The organism is Phenylobacterium sp. (genome assembly GCF_036563285.1).
Taxonomy (GTDB): Bacteria; Pseudomonadota; Alphaproteobacteria; order Caulobacterales; family Caulobacteraceae; genus Phenylobacterium.
In genome coordinates this window covers 246,262-270,732 of sequence record NZ_DATCMR010000002.1, presented here as the reverse complement: position 1 = coordinate 270,732, position 24,471 = coordinate 246,262, and the positions used below count along the sequence as shown (strand labels likewise).

Sequence of the window (24,471 nt, the reverse complement as noted above, 5' to 3'; positions counted from 1 at the left end):
TGCTGTCCCGTTAAGAATTGGGAAAAAGCCCGGACGGAGGCCGCCCGGGCTTCTGGTACGCCCCAACGGAAACTCCTTACCCGCCGCGGAACAGCGACAGGATGATCTGCGGCGCCTGGTTGGCGATGGAGAGCGCCTGGGCGCCCAGCTGCTGCTGCACCTGCAACGCCTGCAGGCGCGCGCTTTCCTTGGCGAGGTCGGCGTCGACCAGGTTGCCCACGCCGGTCTCCAGCACGTCGGTGAGCTGGGAGACGAACTTGGCGTGGTTCTCGATCTGCTTGGCCTGGGAGCCCATGCTCCCCAGGGACTGGTTTACGTTGATGATCGAGGTGTTGAGCTCGCCCAGCACGGCCGAGGCCGTCGCGACGTCGCCCAGCGACGCGGTTGCGGGAATGGTCACGATCAGGCCGCCCAGCGACATGTCCTGGGCCGCCAGCGTGATGTACGAGTTGGCCTCGGCGTTGGCCAGGAACTGGATGTCGGTTGGGATGGTGCCGTCCAGCAGGTTGGCGCCGTCGAAGCTGGCGTTCTGGGTCACCTGCCCGATCTGGCGCAGGATCGACTTGAAGTCGCTGTCCAGCGCGGTGCGCGCGCTGGCGTCCAGCGACGTGTCCATCGCCGCGACCACCTTCTCCTTCAACTGCACGAGCAGGTCAGAGACCGACTCGCCGGCGGTCATCGAGACCTCGGCGATGGAGTTGGCCCGGTCCAGGCTCATCTTCACCGCGTTGAGCGCCCCGATATCGGCGCGCTGGTTCTGCGCGATCGACCAGATCGCCGCATTGTCCTTGGCGTTGGAGATCTTGAGGCCGGTGTTGACGCGCTGCTGCACGTCACCCAGCTCGTCGTTGGTCTTGTTGAGGTTTTGCAGCGCGACCAGCGCGGACTTGTTCGTATGGACGCTGATCGACATCGCGGATTCTCCTCAGTCGCTCTCAGCTCCTCTGACCCGGATTCACCGAGTCGGGAGGAGGTTCGAGCCGAGCGTGGGAGATTATGGTGTCCGAAAAGTTAACGGCCTTCGCCGCCTCGGGCAGGCCCGGGCGGTTAACGAGTCACAGTTCAGGTCCGCCCGCGCGTGGAGCGGTGAGGCTCAGGCCTTGGTCCGGACGACTCCGCCAGCGACGTAGTCGCTGACATGGTGCATCCGCAGGACCTCCTCGCGGGGGAACTGCCGGACGATCTCGCCGGTGACGCGGTTCACCGTCTTGTAGACGTAGGAACCGCTAGCCTTGTCCTCTTCGATGATCAGTCGCAGGTCAACCGGATCGTGGTTCGGGACCGCAGGCGCCGGGGCCGCTCCCCCTTGGGGCTGGGGGTGCGACGAGTGGCGCCCGAAGGTCGGATCCGGCGTGGCTGCGAAAGGCGCAACCTTGTTTGCCATGTCTCCAATCGCTTGCCGCGTTCTGCGACAGCGCTCCGGGTTAATGCGTGTACGGCGGGAGGGTCGCCCCTCCCGCCGCCACGGCGGACGCCGGGTCGTTCGATCCGACGTCCAGCGAAGGCCTTAGCGGAAGAGGCCCAGGAGGATCGACGACGACTGGTTCGCGATCGACAGCGCTTGGATGCCCAGCTGCTGCTTGGTCTGCAGAGCCTGCAACTTGGCGCTTTCCTTCGCCAGGTCAGCGTCGACGAGGTTGCCGACCCCAGCTTCCAGAGTGTCCTGGAGCTTCATGACGAAGTTCAGGTGCGACGCCAGCGACTTCGAGCCGGTGCCGAGCTTCGACAGCTTGCTCGAGACGCCGGTGATGGCGCTGTTGAGCGTGCTGATCAGGGCAGCCGATTCAGAGGCCGTGCCGAGCGAGGACGTGGCCGTGAGGCCGATGCCCGTCAGCGACAGGTCCTGGGTCGACACGGTGATCACCGACGAAGCGTCCGCGTTGGCCAGGGCCTCCACGGTCGTGCCGCTCGTCTTGACCATGTTGGCGCCGTTGAATTCGGCGTTGTCCACGGCCTTGGTGATCTGGTCGCGCAGCGACATGAAGTCGTCGTTGAGCGCCGTGCGGCTGTTGGTGTCGAGGGTCGTGTCGGCAGCCGCCAGGGCCTTCTCCTTCATCTGGATGAGGAGCTCGGACACCGTTTCGCCGGCGGAGATCGCGACATCCACAGTCGATTGACCGCGCTGCAGGGATTCCTTGACCGCGTTCAGCGAGTTGGCCGTGGCGCGTTGGTTCTGGGCAATGGCCCAGATAGCGCCGTTGTCCTTCGCCGAACCCACCCGCTTGCCGGTGTTGATCCGGCCCTGGGTCGTCATCAGGTCGCTGTTGGTGACGTTGAGGTTCTGGAGGGCGATCATCGCCCCCACGTTCGTATTGACGCTGTTCATCGGCATACGACTCTTTCCCTTTTTCAGGATGCCGGCGGTCCTTCTGACAGCCGGGGGCTTTTTGCCCGGCAGATTCCGCAGCAAGTCGCAGGCCAGCCCGGCAATTTCGGCCGGGCGCGGCAAGGTCCTGAAATCTCTAGGTTATAGTCTTGTTAGCCATGCCCCGGAGCGGCATTTGTTGCCGGGCTCGACGGGTGGTGGGCAGGTTTTGCCGGGCCGGTCGGCAGCATTTGCCGACAGCCTGAAAAAGGAGTCCGCCGGGCGGTCGGGACGGGCCGTGCCCGCCCGCCGCCCGGCGTCGCGACTATCGGAAGAGCGACAGCAACGTCGAGGACGACTGGTTGGCGATCGAGAGCGCTTGGACCCCCAGTTGCTGCTTGGTCTGCAGCGCCTGAAGCTTTGCGCTTTCCTTCGCCAGGTCGGCGTCGACGAGATTGCCGATCCCCGCATCAACGGTGTCCTGAAGCTTGTTGACGAACACCAGGTGCGAAGCCAGCGACTTCGAACCGGTGCCCAGCTTCGAGAGGGCGCTCGAGACCGCGATGATCGCCGTGTTGAGCGACAGGATCATCGCAGACGACTCCGAGGCGGTGCCAAGCGTTGCGGTCGCCGAGACGGTCAACAGAGCCCCGGTGCCCAGATCCATCGGCTGGGCGACCACGGTGATCACCGACGTGCCATCCGCGTTTGCGATGGCGGCGACGGTGGATCCCCCCGTCCCCAAGAGCATGTTGGCGCCGTTGAATTCGGCGTTGGCCACGGCCTTGGAGATCTGGTCGCGCAACGAGATGAAGTCGTCGTTGAGCGCCGTACGGCTGTTGGCGTCGAGCGTGGTGTCAGAGGCCGCCAGCGCCTTCTCCTTCATCTGAATGAGGAGGTCGGAGACGGTCTCACCCGCAGAGACCGCCACATCCACGGTCGATTGACCGCGCTGCAGCGACTCCCGCACGGAGTTGAGCGAGTTGGACGCCGCGCGCTGGTTCTGGGCGATGGCCCAGATGGCGCCGTTGTCCTTCACACTCCCCACCCGCTTGCCGGTGTTGATGCGTGACTGTGTGTTGGCCAGCTCCGAGTTGGTCGCGTTGAGGTTCTGGAGCGCCACCATGGCGCCCACGTTCGTATTCACCGAATTGAACGGCATCTTCTTGGTCCTTCCATTCTGGAGGTAATCGCCCGGCGCTTCGGCCGGCCGGCGGTTCTTCGCCTGCGAGACCCAGCGCAAGCTGCGGGCCAGAACGGTAACCAATTAGGTCGTTGTAATTGCTGCGTTTTCGTAGCGCGCTCCGGAGACGTGGCTAACGGCCGCGCACATCTTTCCTGCCGCTCGGCAGGGACTGCCGCGCAGCGGCTTCCGCGGACCAGGCGATTCGCGCCCACGCAAGCAAAAAGGCCGCGGCGGGCCGCGGCCTTCGGATGGGTTCGGAGGTGGGGCCTTAGGCCGCGGCTGCGGCGCCAGGGCTTCCGGAGAGGCCCTGCATGATGATCCGGTTGACGTCGATCAGCGGCTGGATCTCCTCCTCGCGGCGGATCACGGCGCTGGTGTGCTTGCCCACCCAGATGGCCAGGGAGATGATCGAGGCGCGCAGCTCCGCAGGCAGCCCGTTCTCAGGGTGCGCGCAGTCGGTCTGCAGCACGTTCCAGACGCGACGATTCCAGTCGAGCGCGTCCACCCGCCGGCCGATCTCCATCGGATCCAGCTTCGCCGCTTCCATCAGGGCCAGCGTAACCTGCGCGAACAGACGGTATTCCGTCTCGCGCGGGCTCTCAGCGCTTGTCGCCGCCCGCTGGTACGCTTGAAGGGACATTCCCCAACCTCTCGTCTTCGTACTCGATAAGCTTCCGGCACAGCATGAGCGCCTTGTAGTACTCGCGCTCCATGCAGAACTTCGAGATCGAGACACAGTCCGTCAGGATCTCCGCATTGCGGATCACCCCCATGAACTCGGTCAGCCGCAGTACGAACTCGTCGTAGTAGCGGGCCGCGCCGGCCTCATCGAGGTACATCATCATCACCGGGAAGTAGATGCGGCGGGCCGGTGTATTGGCCGCCTCCTGCTGCATGATATCCTTCTCGCGAAGGACGGAGGCCTTGTTCTGCAAGACCAGCACGCCGCGCCGATCGCCGTTCTGGACGACGGCGCCGTTGAGGACGAACTTCTCCCCGGGCTTGAGCGACAATTTTAGCGGCAAGTCCCGCCTCCCGATCCTTGCGTCCGCGAATCTAAGTCACGATTCGAATGACCCATTGTCGCCTTCTGGTGGGCCGAACGCACCTGCACGCTATGGGCGCGCAGGTTAACGGGCTCTTGCCGCTCCGGAAGGGAGCTTGGTTAACGCCGGATTCACCATAATCGCGCGAGCTAGCGGCGAAGTCCGGGAGTCGCCTCCATGCCGCGCGAGTCGAGCGCCGTTTCGCTCAAAGCCCTGCAGACCGCCGAGCCGGCGCGGGTCCAGCTGGCGACCGACGCGCTGGGCGCGGCGGGGTCTAAGGACGCGCTCGCTCGCCTGAACTCCGCCATGAGCGAGCTGAAGGCCATGGCGGTGGAGCCCCTGCTGCAGCAGGCCGTGCAGTCGCTGCTGGCGGAGGACTTCCGCGCCGGCGACGAATGGGCGCTGAAGGCGCTGAACCACGACGAGCGCAACGGCTTCGGCTGGTACCTGCTGGCCATCGCCCGCGAGCGGCTGGGCGACCTCGCCTCCTCGGTTAAGGCCTACGAGGCGGCGCTGAAGCTGCTGCCCGACCACGCCGAGGTGGCCAACGACCTCGGCCGCCTGGCCTTTCGGATGGGCATGAACGTGCAGGCGGAGAAGCTCTTCCGCCACTACCTGGTCCGCCATCCCGACGACCACGAGGGCGCCAACAACCTGGCCTGCGCGCTCCGCAGCCAGGGCAAGCTCGACGACGCCGTGGAGGTGCTGCGGCCCGCGATCATGGTGCGGCAGGACGTGCCGATGCTCTGGAACACCATGGGCACCGTGGTCGCCGAACAGGGCGACTACGCCAACGCCATGGTGTTCTTCGGCGAGGCCCTGCGCCTGGATCCGGAGTTCCCCAAGGCCCGCTACAACCTCGGCAACGCGCTCCTGGCGCTCGGCGACCCACAGGCGGCGCTGGAGGCGTGCGACATCGCGGCGTCCCGCACCAAGGCCGAGGTCGAGCGCCAGATGATGCGGCTGGCCCGCTCGACCATCCTGATGGCGCTCGGGCGCGTCAGCGAGGGCTGGGAGGAGTACGAAGCCCGCCTGCATCCCCAGTACGGGGAAATCACCTATTTCCTGGTCGACCGCCCGCGCTGGTCGCCGGGCGACGAATTGGCCGGCAAGACCCTGCTGGTGGTGGGCGAGCAGGGCCTCGGCGACGAGATCCTCTTCGCCAACACCCTGCCCGACGTGATCGAGCGGCTGGGGCCCGAGGGCAAGCTGATCATCGCGGTCGAGGAGCGGCTGGTCCCCATGTTCGCCCGCGCCTTCCCGCAGGCCCAGGTGGGCGCCCACAAGACCTATGGGCTGCGCAACCGGCCCGCCCGCGTCGTCGATTTCGTGGAGGACATGGAGCAGGTCGACCTGTGGACCCCGATCGGCTCGCTCCTGCGAGAGTTCCGGCCGACGGTGGAGGCCTTCCCGCAGCGCACCGACCTGTTCTCCGCCGACCCGAAGCGGGTCGCCCACTGGCGCAAGAAGCTCTCCGCCCTGCCCGGCCGCAAGGTCGGCCTGCTGTGGAAGAGCGCCATCAGCCGCGGCGCGCGGAACCGCTACTTCTCGCCATTCCAGGCCTGGGCCCCGGTGCTGAAGACTGAGGGCGTGACCTTCGTGAACCTGCAGTACGGCGATTGCGCCGAGGAGCTGGCGTTCGCCAAGCGTAAGCTGAGCGTGGAGGTCTTCCAGCCCGAGGGCATCGACCTGAAGCAGGACCTCGACGAGGTGGCCGCGCTCTGCTGCGCCATGGACCTGGTGGTGGGCTTCTCCAACGCCACCTTCAACATCGCCGCCGGCTGCGGCGTGCCGAGCTGGCTGATCTCCACGCCCGGCGCCTGGACCCTGCTGGGCACCGACCGCTATCCCTTCTACCCGCAGACACGGGTGTTCCTGCCGCCGACCTTCGGCGCCTGGGACGAGGTGATGTCCGAGACTGGCGAGGCGCTCGGCGCCTGGGCCGGCGAGGAACGCTGAGCTTTTCCACGGGTTGAAACCGTATGGGCGCCGCCGTGTCAGGCGCCGTCATGCGAGGACCCCATGCCCGGAACCAGCTTCGACTCCGACTCCGACTTCGATCCCCAGGATCAGGCCGAGGTCTTCGACGAGAGCAACACGGTCGGCGGCGAAGGCGCAGCCGCCATGGGCGGCGACTCCCCGCTCGGTGTCGGCGAGGACATGCGCACCTTCGAGGAGCTGCCAGACGTCGTGGACATGATGCAGAAGGTCGGGGACCGCGACGACGATGAGGCGTTGGCCCTGGACGCCGACGAGTTCGACGAGGACGCCGTGGACGACGGCGACCTGGAGGACGACGACGAGCTCTCCTACCGCGCGGTGGACGAGGAGGACGAGGACGACCTCGACGGCCTGGGCGCCGAAGCCGGCTCCGACTTCATCGATGAGGCGGCGATCGACCCCGAGGAGATCGAGGGGCTGCACGAGGTGCGCGACGCCGACGCCGTGTCCGGCGGCGAGGACGACTTCACGAACTTCCAGTCCAAGAACGTCTCCGACGAGGACCTCAAGCGGATGGGCTATTCCGAGGACCGCGGCGGCGAGACCCGCGCCAAGCCCGACGAGGACTGACGCTTCCGAATCCGCCCATCATCGCTTGCGGAGGTGAGCGATGGCGGTGGCGATCCTGCAGGCGCGGATGAGCTCCACCCGGCTACCCGGCAAGGTGATGAAGCCGCTGGCCGGCGCGCCGATGATCGAGCGGCAGATCGAGCGCCTCCGCCGCTGCGAGACGCTCGAGCGGCTGGCTGTGGCGACCAGCGACGACCGCTCCGACGATCTGCTCGCGGCGCATGTGGAGCGCATCGGAGCCGAGGTGTTCCGGGGATCGCTGGCGGACGTGCTGGATCGGTTCGTCCGCTGTGCCGAGGACCTGGGGCTCGAGGGCGACGTGGTCCGGCTGACGGCCGACTGCCCGCTGGCCGATCCGGGCGTGATCGACGCCGGGGTGCGGCTGCGGCAGCGGCTGGGGGTCGACTACCTGTCCAACGGCCGGCGCAGGACCTATCCGCACGGGGTCGACATGGAGGTGTTCACGCTGGACGCGCTGCTGGCGGCGGGGCGCGAGGCGACGGACCCGTACGACCGCGAGCACGTCACGCCCTACCTTTATCGCGAAGGGGCTCGGTTCAGCGTCGGCCATCTACAGCAGGACCGGGACGAGAGCGGGCTGCGCTGGACTGTCGACACCCCTGAGGACTACGCATTCGTGGCGCGGGTGTACGAGGCGCTCTATCCCAAGAACCCGGCCTTCACGTCGGACGACGTGCGCGCCCTGCCCTTCAGCCACACGGCCTAGGCGAGCATCGACCAGTCCAGCGGCGATCCGCGCTTGAGGTCACGCGCGGCGCGGCGGCCGACGACCTCAGGCAAGTGCTTCGGCGGCAGGCCGTGGCCGGGACGGATGGAGCGGACGTTGGCCGGCGTCAGCGGCTCGCCGGCGGCGATGTCGGCGACCACGTAGAGCGAGCGGCGGTGGTCGCGGCTGGCGGCCTCAGACGGCGCCTCGTCGTAGCGGACCTCACCCAGGGCGGCCCAGGCGTCGCGGCATTCCGCAACCAGGCGGGCGAGCTCGTGCGGCTCCAGCGAGAAGTCCGAATCGACCCCGCCCTCGGCGCGGCTGAGGGTGAAGTGCTTCTCGATGAAGCAGGCGCCCAGGGCCACGGCCGCCACGGACGCGGCCACGCCGAGCGTATGGTCCGATAGGCCCACCAGCACGCGGTGGGCGTCGGCCAGATGCTGCAGGGTCTTCAGGTTCATGTCGCACATAGGCGCCGGATAGGCGCTGGTGCAGTGAAGCAGGACGATGCCGCCGTCGCCCGCGCCCTTCGCCGCCGCCACGGCTTCGGCGATCTCCTGCGGCGAGGCCAGGCCCGTCGACATGATGAGCGGCTTGCCGGTGGCCGCGCAGAGTTCGATCAGGGGACTGTCGATCAGCTCGAATGACGCGATCTTGTAGGCCGGCGCGCCGAGCGTCTGGAGCAGGGCCACGGCGGTCGGGTCGAAGGGCGAGGAGAATATTTCGATGCCCACCTGGCGGGCATGGTCGAACAACCGCCCGTGCCAGTCCCACGGGGTGTGGGCCTCCTGGTAGAGATCATAGAGCCTGCGCCCGTCCCAGAGGCCGCCGTGGACGACGAACTCGGGCCCGTCATGGTCGATGGTGATGGTGTCGGCGGTGTAGGTCTGCAGCTTCACCGCGTCCGCGCCTGCGGCCTTGGCCGCGTCGATCAGGGCCATCGCGCGGCCGATGTCGCCGTTGTGGTTGCCCGACATCTCGGCAACGACAAAGGGCGGCTGGTCCGGACCCAGTGCGCGGCCGCCGATGGTGACGGGCGTCATGCCAGGCTCCCCAGCACGGCCGGGACCTCGGTGAAGCTGGCGACCGTGGCGTCCGCCTGGCCCGGCTCTGCCGTGAACCGGCCGGTGAGCACGCGCACGGAGCGGCAGCCCAGCGCCCGGGCGGCGGCTATGTCGTGTGCGGGATTGTCGCCGATCACCACCGCCTCCTCGGGCGTCACGGAGAGCCGCCGCAGCGCCTCGGCATAGGGACCTGGGTGCGGCTTCGGCGACTCGTGCTCCCAACAATACAGCACCGCGTCGACGAGCGGCTCGACGCGCAGCGCCGCAACCTTGCGCCGCTGCATGACCCCGAGGCCGTCGGTGACGATGGCGATGCGATGCTCGCGGCGCAGTTCGGTCAGGGTGTCGGCCACACCGGGCCAGAGCGCGATGTGAGGCGGGTGTTCGCGGTACATCTGCACCAGTTCGCCGACCTCGGCCCTCAGCCCGGCTTCCGCCAGCACGCGGTCGAAGACCTCGCCGCGGCCGTTGGTGTCCAGTTCGGCGACCATGGCCTCGAAGACGAGGCCGGCATGCAGCCCGGGAAAGCGCTCGGCCAGGCCCGCGGCGACCGCCTGGAAGCCCGAGAGCACATAGGTCCGCTCGTCATAGAGGGTGTCGTCGAGGTCGATGAGCAGCGCTCGCGGTTTCATCGGGCGAGCGCCGCCAGCTCGGCCTCGCTGACGATGCGGTCTTCGGCATAGCGCAGCAGGGTCAGGCCGTAGGCGATCGGCCGCCGCGTTGCCGCGTCCTCGCCCGCCGCCATCTGCAGGAGGCGCTCCGGCGAGGCGAGGCCCGCCCGGATCGAGAGGTTCGAGGCGCCGCCGAAGCGGGGGTTCACCTCGATGAAACGCGGCCCGCGCTCGGCCGACCAGAAGGCCTGCACCACATTGTGGCCCACCAGCGCCAGGGCGGCGCACAGCGCCAACGCCTGCTCGGCGAGGTCGGCGATGTCTGCCACCTGAGACTTCACCGCCTCGCCGTCACGCACCAGCAGCCGGCGGCGGGCCACCGCCTGGAGCGGGCGGCCCTCCAGGTCCATCAGCACGTCGACGGTGAACTCCGGGTCGGTCTCCAGCGCCTGCACGAGGAGCTCATCGCCGAGCGGCTCCGGCCCATCGACGCGCCGCGCCCCCTTGCCCCCCGCGCCGCGCACCGGCCGGACGAAGACGGGGAAGTCCGGCGTCTCACCGGGGGCGAAGGTGCGCGGGGTCGCAAACCCATGGGCGGCGCAGAAGGCTGCGAACCGGCGCTTGTCCTGGCAGGTCTCCAGCGCCTCGGAAGACGGGGCGAGAACGGTCACGCCCCGGCCCGCCAGGCAGGCCTTGAGGCCGCTCAGAACGGGCAGCTCACCGTCCCGCGTGGGGACCACCAGCCGCACGTCGTGATGAGCGCAGGCCTCGGCGAGGGCGTCGGCGAAGGCGGGGTCGTCGCTCCGGGGCAGGATCAGGGCCTGGTCGGCTTCGAACAGAGCGGCGTTGTCCGGCGAGATGTCCGCGGCGATCACGCGTGCGCCCGCGTCCTTGAACGCCCGCACCAGCTGGACCTTGGCCGCGGCGCTGAGGATCAGGACGTTCATGCCGCCGGGCGGGCGTAGACGGTCTGGTTGCGGCCGATGCCGGCCTGGGCGCAGCCACGCCGGAACGCCACCACCGCCTCCAGGGAGCGATCCTTCCAGAGCCCCATCTCGAAGGCGATGCGGGCGAAGTGGCAGGCGCGGCCCTTGGTCCGGTCCCGCATGTAGCCGGTGTCGGGATTGAGCAGGAAGATGTCGATCGGGAACTCGCCCAGGTGCTCGACCACGTCCCAGCCGTGCGCGGCCATGGCCCGGGGCAGGCTGTCGGTGTTGAAGTAGTTGAGGTGGTCCGGCGGGGCGAGCCAGAACTCGGGCTCACCGAGGCCGCGGCGGACGATCTGGTCCTGCAGCCAAGAACCGTCGTTGGGGACCGAGATCCGCACCATCCCCTCTGGCGCCACGATGGCCCGCAGGCGGTCGAGCAGGCCCATGGGGTCGATGACGTGCTCCAGGACGTTGTTGCAGACCACCAGATCGAACGTCTCGCCGCGGGCGATGACCTCGTCCAGCAGGGCGAAGGCGTCGCCCAGCCGAAGCCGGTCTGACAGCTCCGGGAAAAAGGCCATCAGGCCGTCGTCGGTGAAGTCGAGGCCACTGGCGTCCCAGCCGCGTTTGACGAAGTGGTCCAGGGTGAACCCCTCGCCCACCCCGACCTCCAGCAGCCGGCCCGGCGGGCGGCCCCAGACCAGCTCGGTCTCGGCCGGCTGCAGGTATTTGTGGGCCAGCTCCTCGTCGGTGTAGCCGTGGGCGTAGGGGTTCTTGCCGTGGTCGGCCACGAAGTACTTGTCGCGGTAGTAGGCGGCGAGCTCCTCCGACGTCGGTCGGGGCTCGATCTCGAAGTAGCCCTCCGGCTTCTGGACCAGACGCTGCGTCACCGTTGCGCTCCCGCCGGGCCCACGTGAGTCGCCCGCATGGGGAGCATAGCCGAAGCCGCGGCGAGCGCGCGGCGCCAAGCCACTTGCATGCGCCGACGCGGTCTTTAGTCTCCGCGGTTGAAACAACTGTTCGAACGCGGGCCTCGCCCGCCCCCGGGGAGCCCGAATGAGCCAGCGTTTTGAAGGCACGGAAGCCTACGTCGCCACCGAAGACCTGAAGGTGGCGGTGAACGCCGCGATCGCGCTCGAGCGCCCCCTGCTGATCAAGGGTGAGCCCGGCACCGGCAAGACCGTCCTGGCCTACGAGATCGCCAAGGCGCTGGATGCGCCGCTGATCACCTGGCACATCAAGTCGACCACCAAGGCCATCCAGGGCCTCTACGAGTACGACGCCGTGACCCGCCTGCGCGACAGCCAGCTCGGCGACGAGCGGGTGAAGGACGTCAAGAACTACATCAAGAAGGGCAAGCTCTGGGAGGCGTTCGAGAGCCCGCAGCGCCCCGTCCTGCTGATCGACGAGATCGACAAAGCCGACATCGAATTCCCGAACGACCTCCTGCAGGAGCTCGATCGGATGGAGTTCTACGTCTACGAGACCAACGAGACGATCAAGGCCGCGGTCCGGCCGATCGTGGTCATCACCTCGAACAACGAGAAGGAGCTGCCGGACGCCTTCCTGCGCCGCTGCTTCTTCCACTACATCCGCTTCCCGGAAGCCGAGACGATGAACGAGATCGTCGAGGTGCACTATCCGGGGATCAAGCAGAAGCTCGTCGCCGAGGCGCTGCGCATCTTCTACGACATGCGCAAGGTGCCCGGCCTGAAGAAGAAGCCGTCCACGTCCGAGCTGCTCGACTGGCTGAAGCTGCTGATGGTCGAGGACATCGACGAGGTGGCGCTGAAGGAGCGCGACCCCACCAAGCTGATCCCGCCGCTGCACGGCGCCCTGCTGAAGAACGAGCAGGACGTGCACCTTTTCGAGCGCCTCGCCTTCCTGGCGCGGCGCGAGGGCGCGGGGTCGCGGCCGGGTCAGTAGCGGCCTTGCCGACGTAACAGGCGTTACGGCGAATTCACTCGATTTTCGGGGGCTCTCCGCGCACGTTCCTGAGCGAACGGACGGAGCCTGTTTGACCATGAAGTCCCTGATCCTCGCCTCGGCGTCGGTCCTCGCGGTGGGCGCCTTCGCCGCCGCCTGCACCCCCTCGAAGCCCCCGGTCGCCCGCGCCTCGCTGGATTGCCCGGACGTGCAGGGCGAGCTGACGCGGACCGCCCGCGCGCCGGACGGCAAGACCTGCACCTACCGCACGCGGGACGGCAGCGACGTCACCCTGCAGCTGGTCTCCACCGGCGGGGACCCGAAAGGCGCGCTGCGGGCGATCGAGACGAGCCTGATGGCGCCCATCGAGGCGACGGAGGCGGCCGACCAGGCCAAGACGACGGCCGAGAAGGCCAAGGCGCAGGCCGAAGCGCCCGTAGCGGGCGCGGCCGCGAAGGCGGCGGCGGAAGCCGCGGACGACACCAAGTCGGCCCGCGCGGACGTGGACGTCGATGTGGACGCCAGCGAGGACGTCAGCGTGAACCTGCCGGGCGTAAAGGTAGAGGCCCGGGACGGCCCGGGCGGCAAGGACACGGCCCACGTGAAGCTGCCGTTCATCGAGGTCCATGCCGACGACGCCACCGACGAGGCCGACGTGCGCATCGGCGGCATGCACATCAAGGCCAAGGACGACGCGGCCGAAATCCGCATGTACCGGGACGTGCGGCTGAAGGGCGAGGCCTTCTCGCGCCAGAAGCGAGGGCTTCGGGCGACCTTCATCTACACCGGCAAGGACATGCCGAACGGCGCCCGGTTCGTCGGCTACGAGGCCGCGGGACCGAAGATGGGGCCGCTGGCGGTGGCCACGGTGCGCTCGAACATCGACGCGCCGGACCGCCACAACGACGACACCTACGACGACATCAAGCGCTTGGTGCGCCGCAACGGCGGGGTGTGAGCCCCGCCCCTACTGCGCCGGTTGGACCTCGACGACCTTGTAGGTGAGCGGGCGGCCGTCCTCGTCGGTGACGGTGACGTATTCGCCTACGGCGAAACGGTGCTCGCCCAGGCGGTGGACGGGCTCGTCGTCGGCCACGTCGTCCTCGTCGTAGTCGAAGAACCAGCGCTGGCCGCGGCGGTTCAGGCGGCCGTCCACCGGATCCTCGTCCGGCGCGAAGCGGCGCACGGTGCAGTTCTCGCGGGCCTTGCTGAAGGCCTGCTCGTCCAGCAGGCCGTCGTCGTTCAGCGGCGCGGTCAGCGCGTAGCCGCGATGGTCGTCGCCGCCGGCGAATTCCGTGCCAGGGTTACGGGCAAGCCGCATCACGATACGCGACAGGGTCATCAATTCACCTCCGACCTAATGCGATAAGAACAACGATGGGCGGTCGGAGTTCAACAGGCTTCGTGTGGTGCCCCCGAAGATGAACTCCTGCAGCCGTGGATGGCCGAAGGCGCCGGCCACCAGGATCTCCGCCTCGACCGCCGCGGCGGCTTTGACCAGCGCCGGGGCCGCGTCCCCCGACTCCGGCAGGACCTCCAGCTCCGCGTCGACGCCCCGGGCGCCGTAGTAGGCTTGGAGCCGGGCCGCGTCGAAGCTGCGGGAGCTGGCCTTGGGCGCGGCCAGGATCACCACGCGCCTGGCCTTCTCCAGCAGCGGCAGGGCCAGGCGGGCGGCGCGTGAGGCCTCCTTGCCGCCGTCCCAGGCGACCGCCACGCAGCCGCCGACCGTCAGCCCCTCGCGGGCGATCAGCACCGGCCGCTGCTCGTCGGCCACCATCTGCTGGAAGGCCTCGGCGAGCGGGCCGCGGCCGCGGGCGGGATCGGAGCCGAACACCACCACGTCCGACAGCCGGCTCTCGGCGGAGAGCCCTGCCCAGACGGGGGTGGTCAGCGCGATGAACTGCTTCTTGCCGTAGGCGCAGGCGTCCATGGCGGCGCGCGCGTTCTTCTCGCCGGCCTGGGCGGCCTCCTTCAGGGACTCCAGGGCGGTGGTCTGGACCCCGCCCAGGAACCCCTCCCCCATCCACGGCATGACGTCGGCCACGTCGGCCGGGGTGTAGACGCCGGCCACCTCGGCCCCGAAGGGCTCGGCCAGCATGACGGCGGCGGCGACGGCGTCTCGGTCGCCCTGGCCTCCCGACAACGGGGCCATGATCCGGGCCCAGCTCATCGTCTCGTCCCTTCCATTCCGTGGAACCTGCCAAGCTCGGCCTGAGCCGCGCATTGATCTTTGTCAGGCTCTGGGCCAGTTCACGGAACCAGACCATGGAGGGAATGTGCCGGTGAGGAAAGGGCTGCGTACCGCCAAGGCCGCGCCCAGGGCCTGGCAGCGGATGCTGTCGGGCCGGCGGCTGGACCTGCTCGACCCCTCCCCAATGGATATCGAGATCGAGGACATCGCCCACGGCCTGGCCAGGGTGGCCCGCTGGAACGGCCAGACGGTGGGCGAGCACGCCTTCTCCGTCGCCCAGCACTCTATCGTGGTGGAGGAGATCGTGGCCCACATCCAGCCGGACGTGGAGCCGCGCTGGCGCCTGGCGGCCCTGCTGCACGATGCTTCGGAATATGTGATCGGGGACATGATCAGCCCGTTCAAGGCGGCGCTCGGCATGGACTACAAGGTCTTCGAGGACCGGCTCGAGAGCGCCATCCACATCCGCTTCGGGCTGCCGGCGAAGACGCCGCTCCCGGTCAAGAAGCTGATCAAGCAGGCCGACCGGGCCTGCGCCTTCTTCGAGGCGACCCAGCTGGCTGGGTTTTCGCGTGACGAGGCCCTGGACTTCTTCGACGCCCCGCCCCCCGGGTACGACCTCCACATCGAGCCCTGGGCGCCCAGCCTCGCCCAGGCGCGCTACGTGCAGCGCTTCCACACCCTCTCCGAGGCCGCGGGCTACATGGCCGCCCCCGCCGCCGCCTTCGATACGGAGTGAGCATGGCCACCCCCGTCGTCATCGGGCTCTCGGCGGTGGTGGTCGCGATCCGCGACGGCGAGGCCGTGGTGCTGAGCGTGCGCCCGCCCGGCCAGGCGCTGGCAGGCCTGCCGTTCGGCCCGTTCGACCCGGAGGGCCACCGGACGTTCGAGCTGGCGATGCGGGCCTTCGTGACGGAGCAGACGCGGTTCAACCTGGGCTACGTCGAGCAGCTCTACACCTTCGGCGACAAGGGCCGTGACGCGCCGCTGGCGGCGGGCTCGGAGCACGGCCGGGTGATCTCCGTCGGCTACCTGGCCCTCGCCCCCGCGGCCCTCGACACCCATTCCACCGACAGCCAGTGGCAGCCGTGGAGCCGGTTCTTCCCCTACGAGGACTGGCGGCAGGGGCGCCCCGCGGCGCTCTTCGCCATCGAGCCGGCGCTGCGGCGGTGGGCCGGCGAGGACGCAGGGCGGCTCGCCCGCGCCCGCCTGCTGTTCGCCTTCGACGGTGCGCCCTGGAACGAGGAGCGGGTGCTGGAGCGCTACGAGTTGCTCTACGAGGCCGGCGTGGTCCAGGAGGCGGCCCGCGACCGCGGCGAGAGCCCCGTGGAGGGCGAGCTGGCGCGCGCCGGCGGCGACCCCATGATCTCCGACCACCGCCGGATCCTGGCCACCGCGTTGTCCCGCCTGCGGGGCAAGCTGAAGTACCGGCCGGTGGTGTTCGAGCTTATGCCCGAGGCCTTCACCCTGTCGGCCCTGCAGCGGGCGGTGGAGGCGATCGCCGGCGTGCCGCTGCACAAGCAGAACTTCCGCCGCGCCCTTGAGCGGGCCGAGCTGGTGGAGGGCCTGGGGACGCTGGAGCCGGACACCGGCGGCCGCCCCGCCGAGCTGCACCGCTTCAGGCGCGAGATACTTGCCGCGCGGCCGGTCTCGGGGCTGGCGCTCCCGCTGCTGCGGGATTAGCCGCCGCCCACTGCGCCCGCAGCTTCGCCGAGGTCTCGCGGCTGCCGTCGGGGCTCCAACCGGGCGGGCCGAACAGCCAGCCGAGGATGTGCCGCGGGTGCCGGGCGATGTCGTGGAAGATGCCGATCCACTCGTGGAAGGCCACGCGGACGATGTTGAAGGTGCCCAGGTTCTTCACCAGCCCGTAGCGGCAGGGCTCTTCGTCCAGCTCGGGCTGGAAGGTGCCGAACATGCGGTCCCAGACGATCAGGATGCCGGCGTAGTTGCGGTCCAGGTAGCGCGGGTTGCGCGCGTGGTGCACCCGGTGGTGCGACGGCGTGTTGAACGCCCACTCGAACCAGGCCGGCAGCCGGCGGATCGCCTCGGTGTGGATCCAGTACTGGTAGACGAGGCTGATCCCCTTCTGGATGGCGATCATGGCGGGCGGGAAGCCCAGGAAGGCCAGCGGCAGCCAGAGGAGCCAGGTCCCCGCCACCCCGCCGGTCCAGGTCTGCCGAAGCGCCGTCGACAGGTTGTAGTGCTGGCTGGAGTGATGGTTGACGTGGCTCGCCCACCAGAAGCGCCGCTCGTGGCTGATCCTGTGGAACCAGTAGTAGGTCACGTCCTCCAGCAGGAAGATCGCCACCCAGGCCCAGGCCGCGGTCATGGGGATATCGAACAGCCGGTGCTGGTAGGCCCACACGCTACCCGCGAAGATGATCCCGCTCATCAAGGCCCCGGCCACCGAGGAGCCCAGGCCCATGCCCAGCGAGACCGCGGTGTCCCGGGTCTCGTAGTTCGCCGCGACCTTGCCGGCGCGGGCCAGCAGGATCTCCAGGATGATGGTGAGGATGAAGAACGGGGTCGCCAGCGTCACCGGATCGAGGGCCGGTGGCGTCACGCAGCCAGGTCCTTGACGATCTCCTTGGGCGGCCACGACGGCAGCGAGATCACCGCCACGGGCGCCGAGACGTCGGCCAGGTCGATGGAGATCTTGCCGTTCTTGAAGCTGGCCGCGAGAGCCTGGCCCCAGGGAATCTGGCGGGCCACGTGGCCGTCGCCGAGTTCGCAGAGCACCAGGGCGAGCGCGCCGGATTTGGCCACCGCGCCCTTGCCGTCCACGGCCACCCAGACGGCGTCGAGCGTGCGGCCGGGAAACTCCTCCTGCAGCAGGAAGCGGGCGCGGGCGTCGTCGAGGGGTGCGCCCGGCCGGGCGATCTTGGCCCACGCGGCCAGCGCCACGAGCACGGCCACGGCCGCCAGCGACACCGCCAACTGGATGAAGAACGCCTGGTCCACGCCCCACGCCTCCCGGAACTCTGCCCGAAGCTGCGCGCGAAGGCGACGAAAGGTCAAGGAAAAGCCCCCGCCGAAGGGCGGGGGCTCATCGTCACAAGCCTGTGCGGTCCTTAGAACCGGCGGCTGTAGCTGATCGACCAGACGTCGGACGAGCCGGCGTCGTCGCCGCGGTACTCCTGGCGGGTGTAGTCGAAGCGGATGCCGTTCACGCCGTCGAAGTGGTGCTGGACGCCCACCCCGTAGTTCCACGAATCGCCATCCTCGGACACCGACGTGCCAAGCGCAGAGCCCTTGATCGAGGTGTTGCCGTAGCCGATGCGGGCCAGGAGGTCGGTGTTGGCCGACAGCGGGGCGAAGCCCACGGCGTAGATCGCCTCGGTGTGCTCCAGCTCGATGTCCACGTCGATGCCGGCCTCGGTGACGGTGTCGTCCTTCACGCCGAAGCCGAGCTCGCCTTCCACGCCCAGCCAATCGTTGAACCGCCAGCCGACGCGGCCGCCGATGGCGCCGAGGTTGATGTCGTCACTGCTCGCTTGCGAGTAGCCGAGGTTTCCGTACAGCCCCGTCGTCGCCGTCTGGGCCTGAGCCATGGCGGGAACGAGCGTCGCAAGCACGGCGGCGGACGCCGCAGCGATAAGAGTCTTCATAAGCAAAACCACTCCTGGTTGGGATGCGAGGGATCAGCCCCCTAGGCCTCCTCCACGTGGGCGCTAAACCAAGGCCATGCCGTGTGGGTTCTGCGGCTTGACTATGGCAACCCAGAGGTGTGGCCTGCGCGCAACAGGCGGTGACGCAGCCCGGCGGCGTGCTATCTACAGCGCCGTCCAAGTCGGAGTCGTCGCTTGCCGGACGCCGTGATCGCCGCCACGGGGCTCTACACCCCGCCCAACCGCCTCTCGAACGCCGAGCTGGTGGAGACCTTCAACGCCTACGTCGAGCGGTTCAACAAGGCCAACGCCAAGGCCATCGCCGCCGGCGAGGTCGCCGCCCTCATGCCCTCCTCCCCGGAGTTCATCGAGAAGGCCTCAGGTATCAAGTCGCGCTACGTGTTCGACAAGACCGGACTCGTCGACCCCGAGCTGATGCGCCCGATCATCCCGGACCGGCCGAACGAGCAGCTCTCGGTGCTGGCTGAGATGGCCGTCGAGGCCGCGATGGACGCCCTGGTCAGCTGGGACAAGCCGGCCAGCGAGATCGACGCGGTGATCTGCGCCGCCTCGAACATGCAGCGCGCCTACCCGGCCATGGCCATAGAGGTGCAGAACGCGCTCGGCATCGAGGGCTTTGCCTTCGACATGAACGTGGCGTGCTCCTCGGCCACCTTCGGCATCAAGACGGCGGCCGACTTCATCAAGACCGGTTCGGCCAAGGCTGTGCTGATGGTCAATCCGGAGATCTGCTCCGGCCACCTGAACTTCCGCGACCGCGACAGCCACTTCATCTTCGGCGACGTGGCCACGGCCGTGATCCTGGAGGCCTCCGACCAGGCGGTCGGCGGCTGGGAGATCCTCGGTACGCGGCTGAAGACCCAGTTCTCCAACAACATCCGCAACAACTACGGCTTCCTCAACCGCGCCGACCCCGACGGCGTGGGCAAGCCGGACAAGCTGTTCGTCCAAGAGGGCCGCAAGGTGTTCCGCGAGGTCGTTCCGATGGTCTCCGAGATGATCGTCGAGCACGCAAACGACATCGGCGTGGACACGGCCCGGCTGAAGCGCCTGTGGCTGCACCAGGCCAACATCAACATGAACGAGCTGATCGGTCGGCGTGTGCTCGGCCGCGAGCCGGAGCCCGGCGAGAACGTCATCATCCTCGACGAGTACGCCAACACCTCCTCCGCCGGATCGATCATCGCCTTCCACAAGACCAACGACGACTTCCGGACGGGCGACCTGGGCCTCATCTGCTCGTTCGGGGCGGGCTATTCGGCAGGGACCGTGTTCGTCCGCAAGCGCTAACCCAGCGGGATCTCCAGGATCTGGATGGGGTGCAGAGGCTTGGCCGGATCGAGGCGGCCGTCCTCGCGCAGCCGGTCGATCTGGGCGTTGGCCAGCACATACATCCGGTCCGAACCGATGGCGGCCGTCGTCGGCACGTCGAACGCGGGGTTGCCGGCCTCCAGCAGCTCGAAGCCCGTGATGCGGTCCCGCTCGGGCGAGAGCCGGAACCTGACCACCCGGCCCGGCGTGCCGCCGTTCTGCACCGCCAGCAGGGCCCCGTCGCGCCAGTAGAGGCCGTCGGAGCCGAGGCTGGTCAGGCCCGGCGGATTGCCCACGCGGGTGATCTCCTTCGTCGCGGTGTCGATCCTGCGCAGGCTGACGCCCTGCGCCACGAAGACGTGGCGGCCGTCGTCGGTCACCGCCACGCCGTTGGGATAGCCCAGTCCCCCGGCCGGCGTCAGGCGCTCCATCCTTCCTGCAGCCAACCGGAAGACCGCGCCGCCCAGGCTGTCGCTCACATAGGCCGCGCCGTCGGGCGCAAAGTCGAAGTCGTTGAAGGACTGCGCCTCGGGATGGGTCCAGGCGCCCACGCGCCGGCCGGTGCGCAGGTCGAACGCCACCAGCTCCGCCCGCCTGGCCTTGGCGTCGGTGAATCCGTTGGTGGTGGCCACCCACAGACGGCCGCCATGCACCTTCATCCCGAGAGGCGTCAGCGACATGGCCGGCGCGAAGGTCGAGACCCGCCCGACCCGGTCCACGGCCAGCACGGTCCGGGCATGCATGTCGCCCACGAACACCCGGCCAGCGCGGGCGTCGTAGGCGATGCCCTCCGGGACCACGCCGGTCCGGGCGATGGTGAAAGCGGTGCGGCCGCGGCGCACCTTGGGCGCGTCGGCGTGCAGCTGCGCGGCGATCCGGTCGTAGGCCGGGTCGCCGGCCAGCCGCTTCAGGGGCGAGAGCCCGTCGGGCGCGAAGCCCATCCGCCGGCCGGCCAGCTTCTGCAGCACGGCCACCGCGTCGGCGGTGCGACCCGCCTCGGCATAGGCCTCCGCCAGCAGCCACTCCACCGCAGGCTCGTCTGCCTGGCGGGTGATCTCCTCGTACTGGCGGATCCTGGCGTCGACGCCAACGCCGGGTTGCGCCTCGGCCGCGCCTGCAAGCACCAGAGCCGCCACAACGCCCGCCAACAGCCTCATTCCCGTCCTCCCATGAGCTTCGGGGGAGGAGGCCAGAGCCGCCGGGCTTTGTCAGGTGAAAGCTTGGTCATGGCGGGCTAGGCTCGGCCTCGGGAGGCGTCTGCATGAAGCTCAAAGCCCTTTTCGCCGCCGGGGTCCTGGCGCTCGGCGCCTGCGCGACCGGTCCCGCGGCCCCGCCGCCGCAGCCGTTCTTCGACATCGTGATCCGCGGAGGCGACCTCTACGACGGGTCGGGCACGGCGCCGGTGAAGGCCGACGTGGGGATCAGCAACGACCGGATCGTCTTTGTGGGGCCGCGGGCCCCGGCGCCCGGCCGCGTGGAGATCGACGCCCGTGGCAAGGCGGTCGCGCCGGGGTTCATCAACATGCTGTCCTGGTCCACCGACAGCCTCATGGCGGACGGCCGCGGCCTGTCGGAGCTGAAGCAGGGGGTCACCCTGCAGGTGATGGGCGAAGGCGACTCCATGGGCCCCTTCACCCCGGCCATGCAGCGCAACTACGAGCAGCGGCAGGGCGACATAAAGTTTCCGGTCACCTGGACCACGCTGGACCAGTACCTGACCGGCCTCGAGAAGCGCGGCGTGTCGATGAACGTGGCCTCCTTCGTGGGCGCCACCACGATCAGGATCAACGCGCTCGGCGAAGGCGACGTTGACCCGACGGCGGGGCAGCTCGCCCGCATGCGCGCCCTGGTCGTTCAGGCCATGGAGGACGGCGACATGGGCGTGGGCTCGTCGCTGATCTATGCGCCGGCGAGCTACGCCGAGACCGACGAGCTGGCGGCCCTGGTCACGGAGGCCGGCCGCTGTGGCGGCTTCTACATCAGCCACATGCGCTCGGAGGGCGACCGGTTCATCGAGGCGGTGGACGAGCTGATCGAGATATCCCGCCGCTCCGGCGCCCCGGCCGAGATCTACCACCTGAAGGCCGCCGGACGCTCCAACTGGCCCAAGCTCGACCAAGCCATCGCCCGCATCGAGGCGGCGCGGGCCCGTGGCCAGCGGATCACCACGGACATGTACACCTACACCGCCGGCGCGACGGGCCTGGACGCGGCCATGCCGGTCTGGGTGCAGGCCGGCGGGCTGGAGGAGTGGATCAAGCGGCTGAAGGACCCCGCCATCCGCCGCCGGGTGATCGCCGAGATGCGGGCGGAGAAATCGACGTTCGAGAACCTCGCCCGCCACGCCGGCCCCGACGGCGTCGTCCTGCTGGCGTTCAAGAATCCGGCCCTGAAGCCGCTCACCGGCAAGGCGCTGGCCGAGGTCGCCCGGGCGCGCGGCGTCAGCCCCGAGGACGCCGCCATCGACCTGGTGATCGAGGACGGCAGCCGGGTGGGGGCGGCCTACTTCCTGATGAGCGAGGAGAACGTCGCGCGCCAGACCGCCCTGCCCTACATGAGCTTCGGCTCCGACGCCGAGGGCCAGGCCCCGGAGGGCGTCTTCAAGCTGTCCCAGCCCCACCCGCGGGCCTACGGCAACTTCGCCCGCCTGCTGGGCAAGTACGTGCGCGAGGAGAAGCGGCTCACCCTGGCCGAGGCGGTGCGCAAGCTCACCGCCCTACCCGCCCACAACCTCGGCCTGCGCGAGCGCGGCCGGCTGGTGGAGGGCTACTTCGCCGACGTGGTGGTGTTCGACCCCGCCACCGTCGGCGACCGCGCCACCTTCCCGCAGCCGCAGCAGCTGGCGGTGGGGGTGAGCCACGTGGTGGTGAACGGCCAGCTGGCGCTGGCCGACGGGGAGCCCACGGCGGCGCGCCCGGGACGCGTCGTGCGCGGCCGCGGCTGGAAGGGCTGGCCCGACGGCGGCTGCCGCAAGAGCGCAGCGGAGTGGAACTGGTAGGCCGCGACCTCGGTTCGCCGCTCACGCGCGAACGGAGACCTGACATGGCGGAGCACCCGGCCCAGGATCTCGAGGATGTCCTCGGAGAGCTGGAGAAGGCCGCCCGTAGCAACGGCGCCAAGGTCTCCGTGGGCGAGCTGGTGGAGACCGTCGGCAAGCGCTCGTTCGGGCCCCTGCTCCTGCTGGGCGGCCTGCTGGGCATGACGCCAGTGGCGGCGATCCCCACCGCCCCGACCCTGATCGCCACCATCACCCTGCTGGTCTCCGTGCAGCTGCTGTTCGGGCGCAAGACGATCTGGCTGCCGCGCTTCCTGGAGAAGCTCTCGGTGCGCGCCGAGCGGGTGCAGAAGGCGGTCAAGATCAGCCGCAAGCCGGCCCGGATCGTCGACCGGATGGTGCGCCCAAGACTGCAGAGCCTCACCATGCCCTTCGCCGACCGGATCGTGGCCGCCGTCTGCGTCGTGGTGGCGATCTGCGTCCCGCCGCTGGAGCTGCTGCCCTTCGTGGCCTTCATCCCGTCCCTGGCGATCTTCGCCTTCGGGGTGGGCCTGATCGCGCGGGACGGGCTGGTGGTGCTGCTGGCGCTGGCGGTCAGCACCAGCCTGCTGGGGCTGCTGATCTGGAAGTTCGCCTTTTAGGACCAGTTGGCGTCGCCGCTCAGCTTCAGCTCGCGGGCGGCCTTGACGATGTCCTCCAGGTCCACCGGGCTGCTCAGCGGATCCTCGTCCAGGCTGGTCACCCGGTTCAACCGCTTCTGCCAGCGGCGAAGCTCGGCGCAATAGGCCTCCACCGGCACGCGCCGCAGGTCGCCGCGGTCCTCGACCAGGTCGGCGATGCCGTTGTGGACCCAGATGCCCTTGTGCCAGTCCTTCATGTCCACCGCGGGGAACAGGCACACGCCGTGCAGGTCCACGCCCTGGTGGACGGCCGCGAGGGCCTCCTGGATCACGTCGCGCAGCCAGAAGTGGCGGCCCTCCTCCAGCCCGCTGGTCTCGCCGATGATCATCGGGCGCCGGTAGCGTTCGTAGGTGAGCTTGATGAGCTCGCAGAGCGGCACGATGCGCGGATCGTCCCTGGGCAGCGCCGCGTGCGGCCCCTGCTCGCGGTACTCCATCTGGCCGAACGAGTAGCAGTTGACCCCCACGATATCGAGGATGTCCGGCGTCCCACCGAGTTCGGGGTGGCGCTTCCCCGAGATGATGTCCCACGCCACGAAGGTGTCCTCGTAGGTCTCCTTCCACGCCGCAGGGATCAGGTCGGGCCGGTCCAGCGGCGCCACCACGTTCACCAGCGGGTCGATGTGCACCATGCGGGCCTGCGGGCACACCTCGCGGATCGCCTTCACGGCGGCGATGTCGGCGGCGCACAGCCGCTGGCGGAAGTCGAACCGGCATTGCCGCGTCTTGCCGAACGGCGCGCACCAGCCCCACTCCCCGCCGGCGAAGGCGAAGAAGGTGATCTCGTTGATCGGGGTGAAGAAGTGCGGGCCCGGGAGCTTCGGGACCACGTACTCCGCCACCGCCCGGCAGTAGTCGGCGAAGCGCGGGATGAAGTCCGGCCCGAACGGATCGAGCCCGTCCGGATAGCCGTAGTGGCAGAGGTCCCAGATCGGCAGCACCTTGTGGGCGTGCATGGCCTCGATCAGCGGGTCGATGCAGTCGAAGTCGTAGCGTCCGTTCCCCTTGTCGATGAACGGCCACGGCGCACCCTCCCGGGCCACGCCGATGCCGAGCCTGCGCAGGAAGGCGTAGTCCTCGTGCGCGTGCTTCAGGTGCAGCGTCTCCTGCGAGCAGTCTCGTCGGCCGACGTCCTTCCACTCGAAGGTCGAGCACTCGAAGCCGGAGAGGAAGAAGGTCGGGAAGATACTCTCGTGCAGGGGCATGGGCAGCTTAACCGGGGAGCCGCCCGCCTGTTCCGTCAGGTCCTGGCCATCACCACGAAGGCGAGGTCGTCGCCCTCCGCCCGGGCGGGCGCGAT

General features: G+C 69.0%; 27 protein-coding genes. 10 read left to right on the top strand and 17 right to left on the bottom strand.

Annotated features, from left to right (window positions below):
* Positions 1 to 76: 76 nt before the first annotated feature.
* From VIL76_RS01550 to flbT, 6 genes are all read right to left on the bottom strand, one after another.
* On the bottom strand, positions 77 to 913 hold the full coding sequence (locus tag VIL76_RS01550; protein ID WP_332043216.1) for a flagellin: 837 nt from the start codon (positions 911 to 913) through the stop codon (positions 77 to 79).
* Positions 914 to 1,093: 180 nt separating this feature from the next.
* The gene (locus tag VIL76_RS01545) at positions 1,094 to 1,384 is read right to left on the bottom strand and encodes a flagellar protein FlaG (RefSeq protein ID WP_332043215.1); all 291 of its coding nucleotides are present in this window, start codon (positions 1,382 to 1,384) and stop codon (positions 1,094 to 1,096) included.
* Between the two features lie 123 nt (positions 1,385 to 1,507).
* Positions 1,508 to 2,332: a flagellin gene (locus VIL76_RS01540; RefSeq protein ID WP_332043328.1), complete on the bottom strand. Its 825-nt coding sequence runs from the start codon at positions 2,330 to 2,332 to the stop codon at positions 1,508 to 1,510.
* A gap of 298 nt (positions 2,333 to 2,630) precedes the next feature.
* Entirely contained in the window at positions 2,631 to 3,467 is an 837-nt protein-coding gene (locus tag VIL76_RS01535) for a flagellin (protein ID WP_332043327.1), read from the bottom strand.
* A gap of 292 nt (positions 3,468 to 3,759) precedes the next feature.
* Complete coding sequence (gene flaF / locus VIL76_RS01530) at positions 3,760 to 4,131, bottom strand: flagellar biosynthesis regulator FlaF (protein ID WP_332043214.1); 372 nt, start codon at positions 4,129 to 4,131, stop codon at positions 3,760 to 3,762.
* Positions 4,091 to 4,516, bottom strand: a complete 426-nt coding sequence (gene flbT / locus VIL76_RS01525) for a flagellar biosynthesis repressor FlbT (RefSeq protein ID WP_332043213.1) — start codon at positions 4,514 to 4,516, stop codon at positions 4,091 to 4,093. The genes flaF and flbT overlap by 41 nt, the downstream gene beginning before the upstream one ends.
* A 198-nt stretch (positions 4,517 to 4,714) precedes the next feature.
* Between flbT and VIL76_RS01520 the strand changes: the two genes are divergently transcribed.
* The 3 genes from VIL76_RS01520 to VIL76_RS01510 all read left to right on the top strand — a co-directional run bounded on the left by VIL76_RS01520 (position 4,715) and on the right by VIL76_RS01510 (position 7,835).
* Positions 4,715 to 6,496, top strand: a complete 1,782-nt coding sequence (locus VIL76_RS01520) for a tetratricopeptide repeat protein (RefSeq protein WP_332043212.1) — start codon at positions 4,715 to 4,717, stop codon at positions 6,494 to 6,496.
* Between the two features lie 63 nt (positions 6,497 to 6,559).
* Positions 6,560 to 7,108, top strand: coding sequence for a hypothetical protein (locus VIL76_RS01515; protein WP_332043211.1), 549 nt, complete (start codon positions 6,560 to 6,562; stop codon positions 7,106 to 7,108).
* 40 nt (positions 7,109 to 7,148) lie between these two features.
* Positions 7,149 to 7,835 (top strand): glycosyltransferase family protein, encoded by a 687-nt coding sequence (locus tag VIL76_RS01510; RefSeq protein ID WP_332043210.1) that lies wholly within the window; start codon positions 7,149 to 7,151, stop codon positions 7,833 to 7,835.
* Here the strand turns inward: VIL76_RS01510 and pseI are convergent.
* From pseI to VIL76_RS01490, 4 genes are read right to left on the bottom strand one after another with little or no spacing between them, the layout of a single operon-like run.
* A complete protein-coding gene (gene pseI, locus VIL76_RS01505; RefSeq protein WP_332043209.1) occupies positions 7,832 to 8,878 on the bottom strand; it encodes a pseudaminic acid synthase in 1,047 nt (348 codons plus the stop codon). The genes VIL76_RS01510 and pseI overlap by 4 nt on opposite strands.
* Complete coding sequence (locus VIL76_RS01500) at positions 8,875 to 9,531, bottom strand: HAD family hydrolase (protein ID WP_332043208.1); 657 nt, start codon at positions 9,529 to 9,531, stop codon at positions 8,875 to 8,877. The genes pseI and VIL76_RS01500 overlap by 4 nt, the downstream gene beginning before the upstream one ends.
* Complete coding sequence (locus VIL76_RS01495) at positions 9,528 to 10,457, bottom strand: ATP-grasp domain-containing protein (RefSeq protein WP_332043207.1); 930 nt, start codon at positions 10,455 to 10,457, stop codon at positions 9,528 to 9,530. The genes VIL76_RS01500 and VIL76_RS01495 overlap by 4 nt, the downstream gene beginning before the upstream one ends.
* A complete protein-coding gene (locus tag VIL76_RS01490) occupies positions 10,454 to 11,329 on the bottom strand; it encodes a class I SAM-dependent methyltransferase (RefSeq protein WP_332043206.1) in 876 nt (291 codons plus the stop codon). The genes VIL76_RS01495 and VIL76_RS01490 overlap by 4 nt, the downstream gene beginning before the upstream one ends.
* A 166-nt stretch (positions 11,330 to 11,495) precedes the next feature.
* Here VIL76_RS01490 and VIL76_RS01485 point away from each other — a divergent pair, with 166 nt between their 5' ends.
* Together VIL76_RS01485 and VIL76_RS01480 are read left to right on the top strand one after the other, a co-directional pair.
* Entirely contained in the window at positions 11,496 to 12,365 is an 870-nt protein-coding gene (locus tag VIL76_RS01485; RefSeq protein ID WP_332043205.1) for a MoxR family ATPase, read from the top strand.
* A 97-nt stretch (positions 12,366 to 12,462) separates the two neighbouring features.
* Entirely contained in the window at positions 12,463 to 13,323 is an 861-nt protein-coding gene (locus tag VIL76_RS01480) for a hypothetical protein (RefSeq protein WP_332043204.1), read from the top strand.
* Between the two features lie 9 nt (positions 13,324 to 13,332).
* Here the strand turns inward: VIL76_RS01480 and VIL76_RS01475 are convergent, their stop codons facing one another.
* Together VIL76_RS01475 and VIL76_RS01470 are read right to left on the bottom strand one after the other, a co-directional pair.
* Positions 13,333 to 13,707 (bottom strand): hypothetical protein, encoded by a 375-nt coding sequence (locus VIL76_RS01475; RefSeq protein WP_332043203.1) that lies wholly within the window; start codon positions 13,705 to 13,707, stop codon positions 13,333 to 13,335.
* 15 nt (positions 13,708 to 13,722) lie between these two features.
* The gene (locus VIL76_RS01470; protein ID WP_332043202.1) at positions 13,723 to 14,535 is read right to left on the bottom strand and encodes a universal stress protein; all 813 of its coding nucleotides are present in this window, start codon (positions 14,533 to 14,535) and stop codon (positions 13,723 to 13,725) included.
* A gap of 163 nt (positions 14,536 to 14,698) precedes the next feature.
* On the opposite strand from VIL76_RS01470, the gene VIL76_RS01465 reads away from it, so the two are divergent.
* On the top strand, positions 14,699 to 15,295 hold the full coding sequence (locus VIL76_RS01465) for an HD family hydrolase (RefSeq protein WP_332043326.1): 597 nt from the start codon (positions 14,699 to 14,701) through the stop codon (positions 15,293 to 15,295).
* A gap of 2 nt (positions 15,296 to 15,297) precedes the next feature.
* Positions 15,298 to 16,239, top strand: coding sequence for an NUDIX hydrolase (locus VIL76_RS01460; protein ID WP_332043201.1), 942 nt, complete (start codon positions 15,298 to 15,300; stop codon positions 16,237 to 16,239).
* Here VIL76_RS01460 and VIL76_RS01455 read toward each other — a convergent pair.
* From VIL76_RS01455 to VIL76_RS01445, 3 genes are all read right to left on the bottom strand, one after another.
* Positions 16,175 to 17,119, bottom strand: a complete 945-nt coding sequence (locus tag VIL76_RS01455; protein ID WP_332043200.1) for a sterol desaturase family protein — start codon at positions 17,117 to 17,119, stop codon at positions 16,175 to 16,177. The genes VIL76_RS01460 and VIL76_RS01455 overlap by 65 nt on opposite strands.
* A complete protein-coding gene (locus VIL76_RS01450; RefSeq protein ID WP_332043199.1) occupies positions 17,116 to 17,517 on the bottom strand; it encodes a hypothetical protein in 402 nt (133 codons plus the stop codon). Before VIL76_RS01450 ends, VIL76_RS01455 begins: the two co-directional genes overlap by 4 nt.
* A gap of 110 nt (positions 17,518 to 17,627) precedes the next feature.
* Positions 17,628 to 18,164: a porin family protein gene (locus VIL76_RS01445; RefSeq protein WP_332043198.1), complete on the bottom strand. Its 537-nt coding sequence runs from the start codon at positions 18,162 to 18,164 to the stop codon at positions 17,628 to 17,630.
* A gap of 195 nt (positions 18,165 to 18,359) precedes the next feature.
* Here VIL76_RS01445 and VIL76_RS01440 point away from each other — a divergent pair, with 195 nt between their 5' ends.
* On the top strand, positions 18,360 to 19,475 hold the full coding sequence (locus VIL76_RS01440) for a beta-ketoacyl-ACP synthase III (RefSeq protein ID WP_332043197.1): 1,116 nt from the start codon (positions 18,360 to 18,362) through the stop codon (positions 19,473 to 19,475).
* On the opposite strand, the gene VIL76_RS01435 is transcribed toward VIL76_RS01440, so the two are convergent.
* Positions 19,472 to 20,653: an SMP-30/gluconolactonase/LRE family protein gene (locus VIL76_RS01435; RefSeq protein WP_332043196.1), complete on the bottom strand. Its 1,182-nt coding sequence runs from the start codon at positions 20,651 to 20,653 to the stop codon at positions 19,472 to 19,474. The two genes, VIL76_RS01440 and VIL76_RS01435, sit on opposite strands and share 4 nt — an antisense overlap.
* 104 nt (positions 20,654 to 20,757) lie before the next feature.
* On the opposite strand from VIL76_RS01435, the gene VIL76_RS01430 reads away from it, so the two are divergent.
* Together VIL76_RS01430 and VIL76_RS01425 are read left to right on the top strand one after the other, a co-directional pair.
* Positions 20,758 to 22,494, top strand: a complete 1,737-nt coding sequence (locus tag VIL76_RS01430) for a D-aminoacylase (RefSeq protein ID WP_332043195.1) — start codon at positions 20,758 to 20,760, stop codon at positions 22,492 to 22,494.
* A gap of 44 nt (positions 22,495 to 22,538) precedes the next feature.
* Complete coding sequence (locus VIL76_RS01425; protein WP_332043194.1) at positions 22,539 to 23,132, top strand: exopolysaccharide biosynthesis protein; 594 nt, start codon at positions 22,539 to 22,541, stop codon at positions 23,130 to 23,132.
* On the opposite strand, the gene VIL76_RS01420 is transcribed toward VIL76_RS01425, so the two are convergent.
* A complete protein-coding gene (locus VIL76_RS01420) occupies positions 23,129 to 24,376 on the bottom strand; it encodes a hypothetical protein (protein ID WP_332043193.1) in 1,248 nt (415 codons plus the stop codon). The genes VIL76_RS01425 and VIL76_RS01420 overlap by 4 nt on opposite strands.
* Between the last annotated feature and the right edge of the window lie 95 nt (positions 24,377 to 24,471).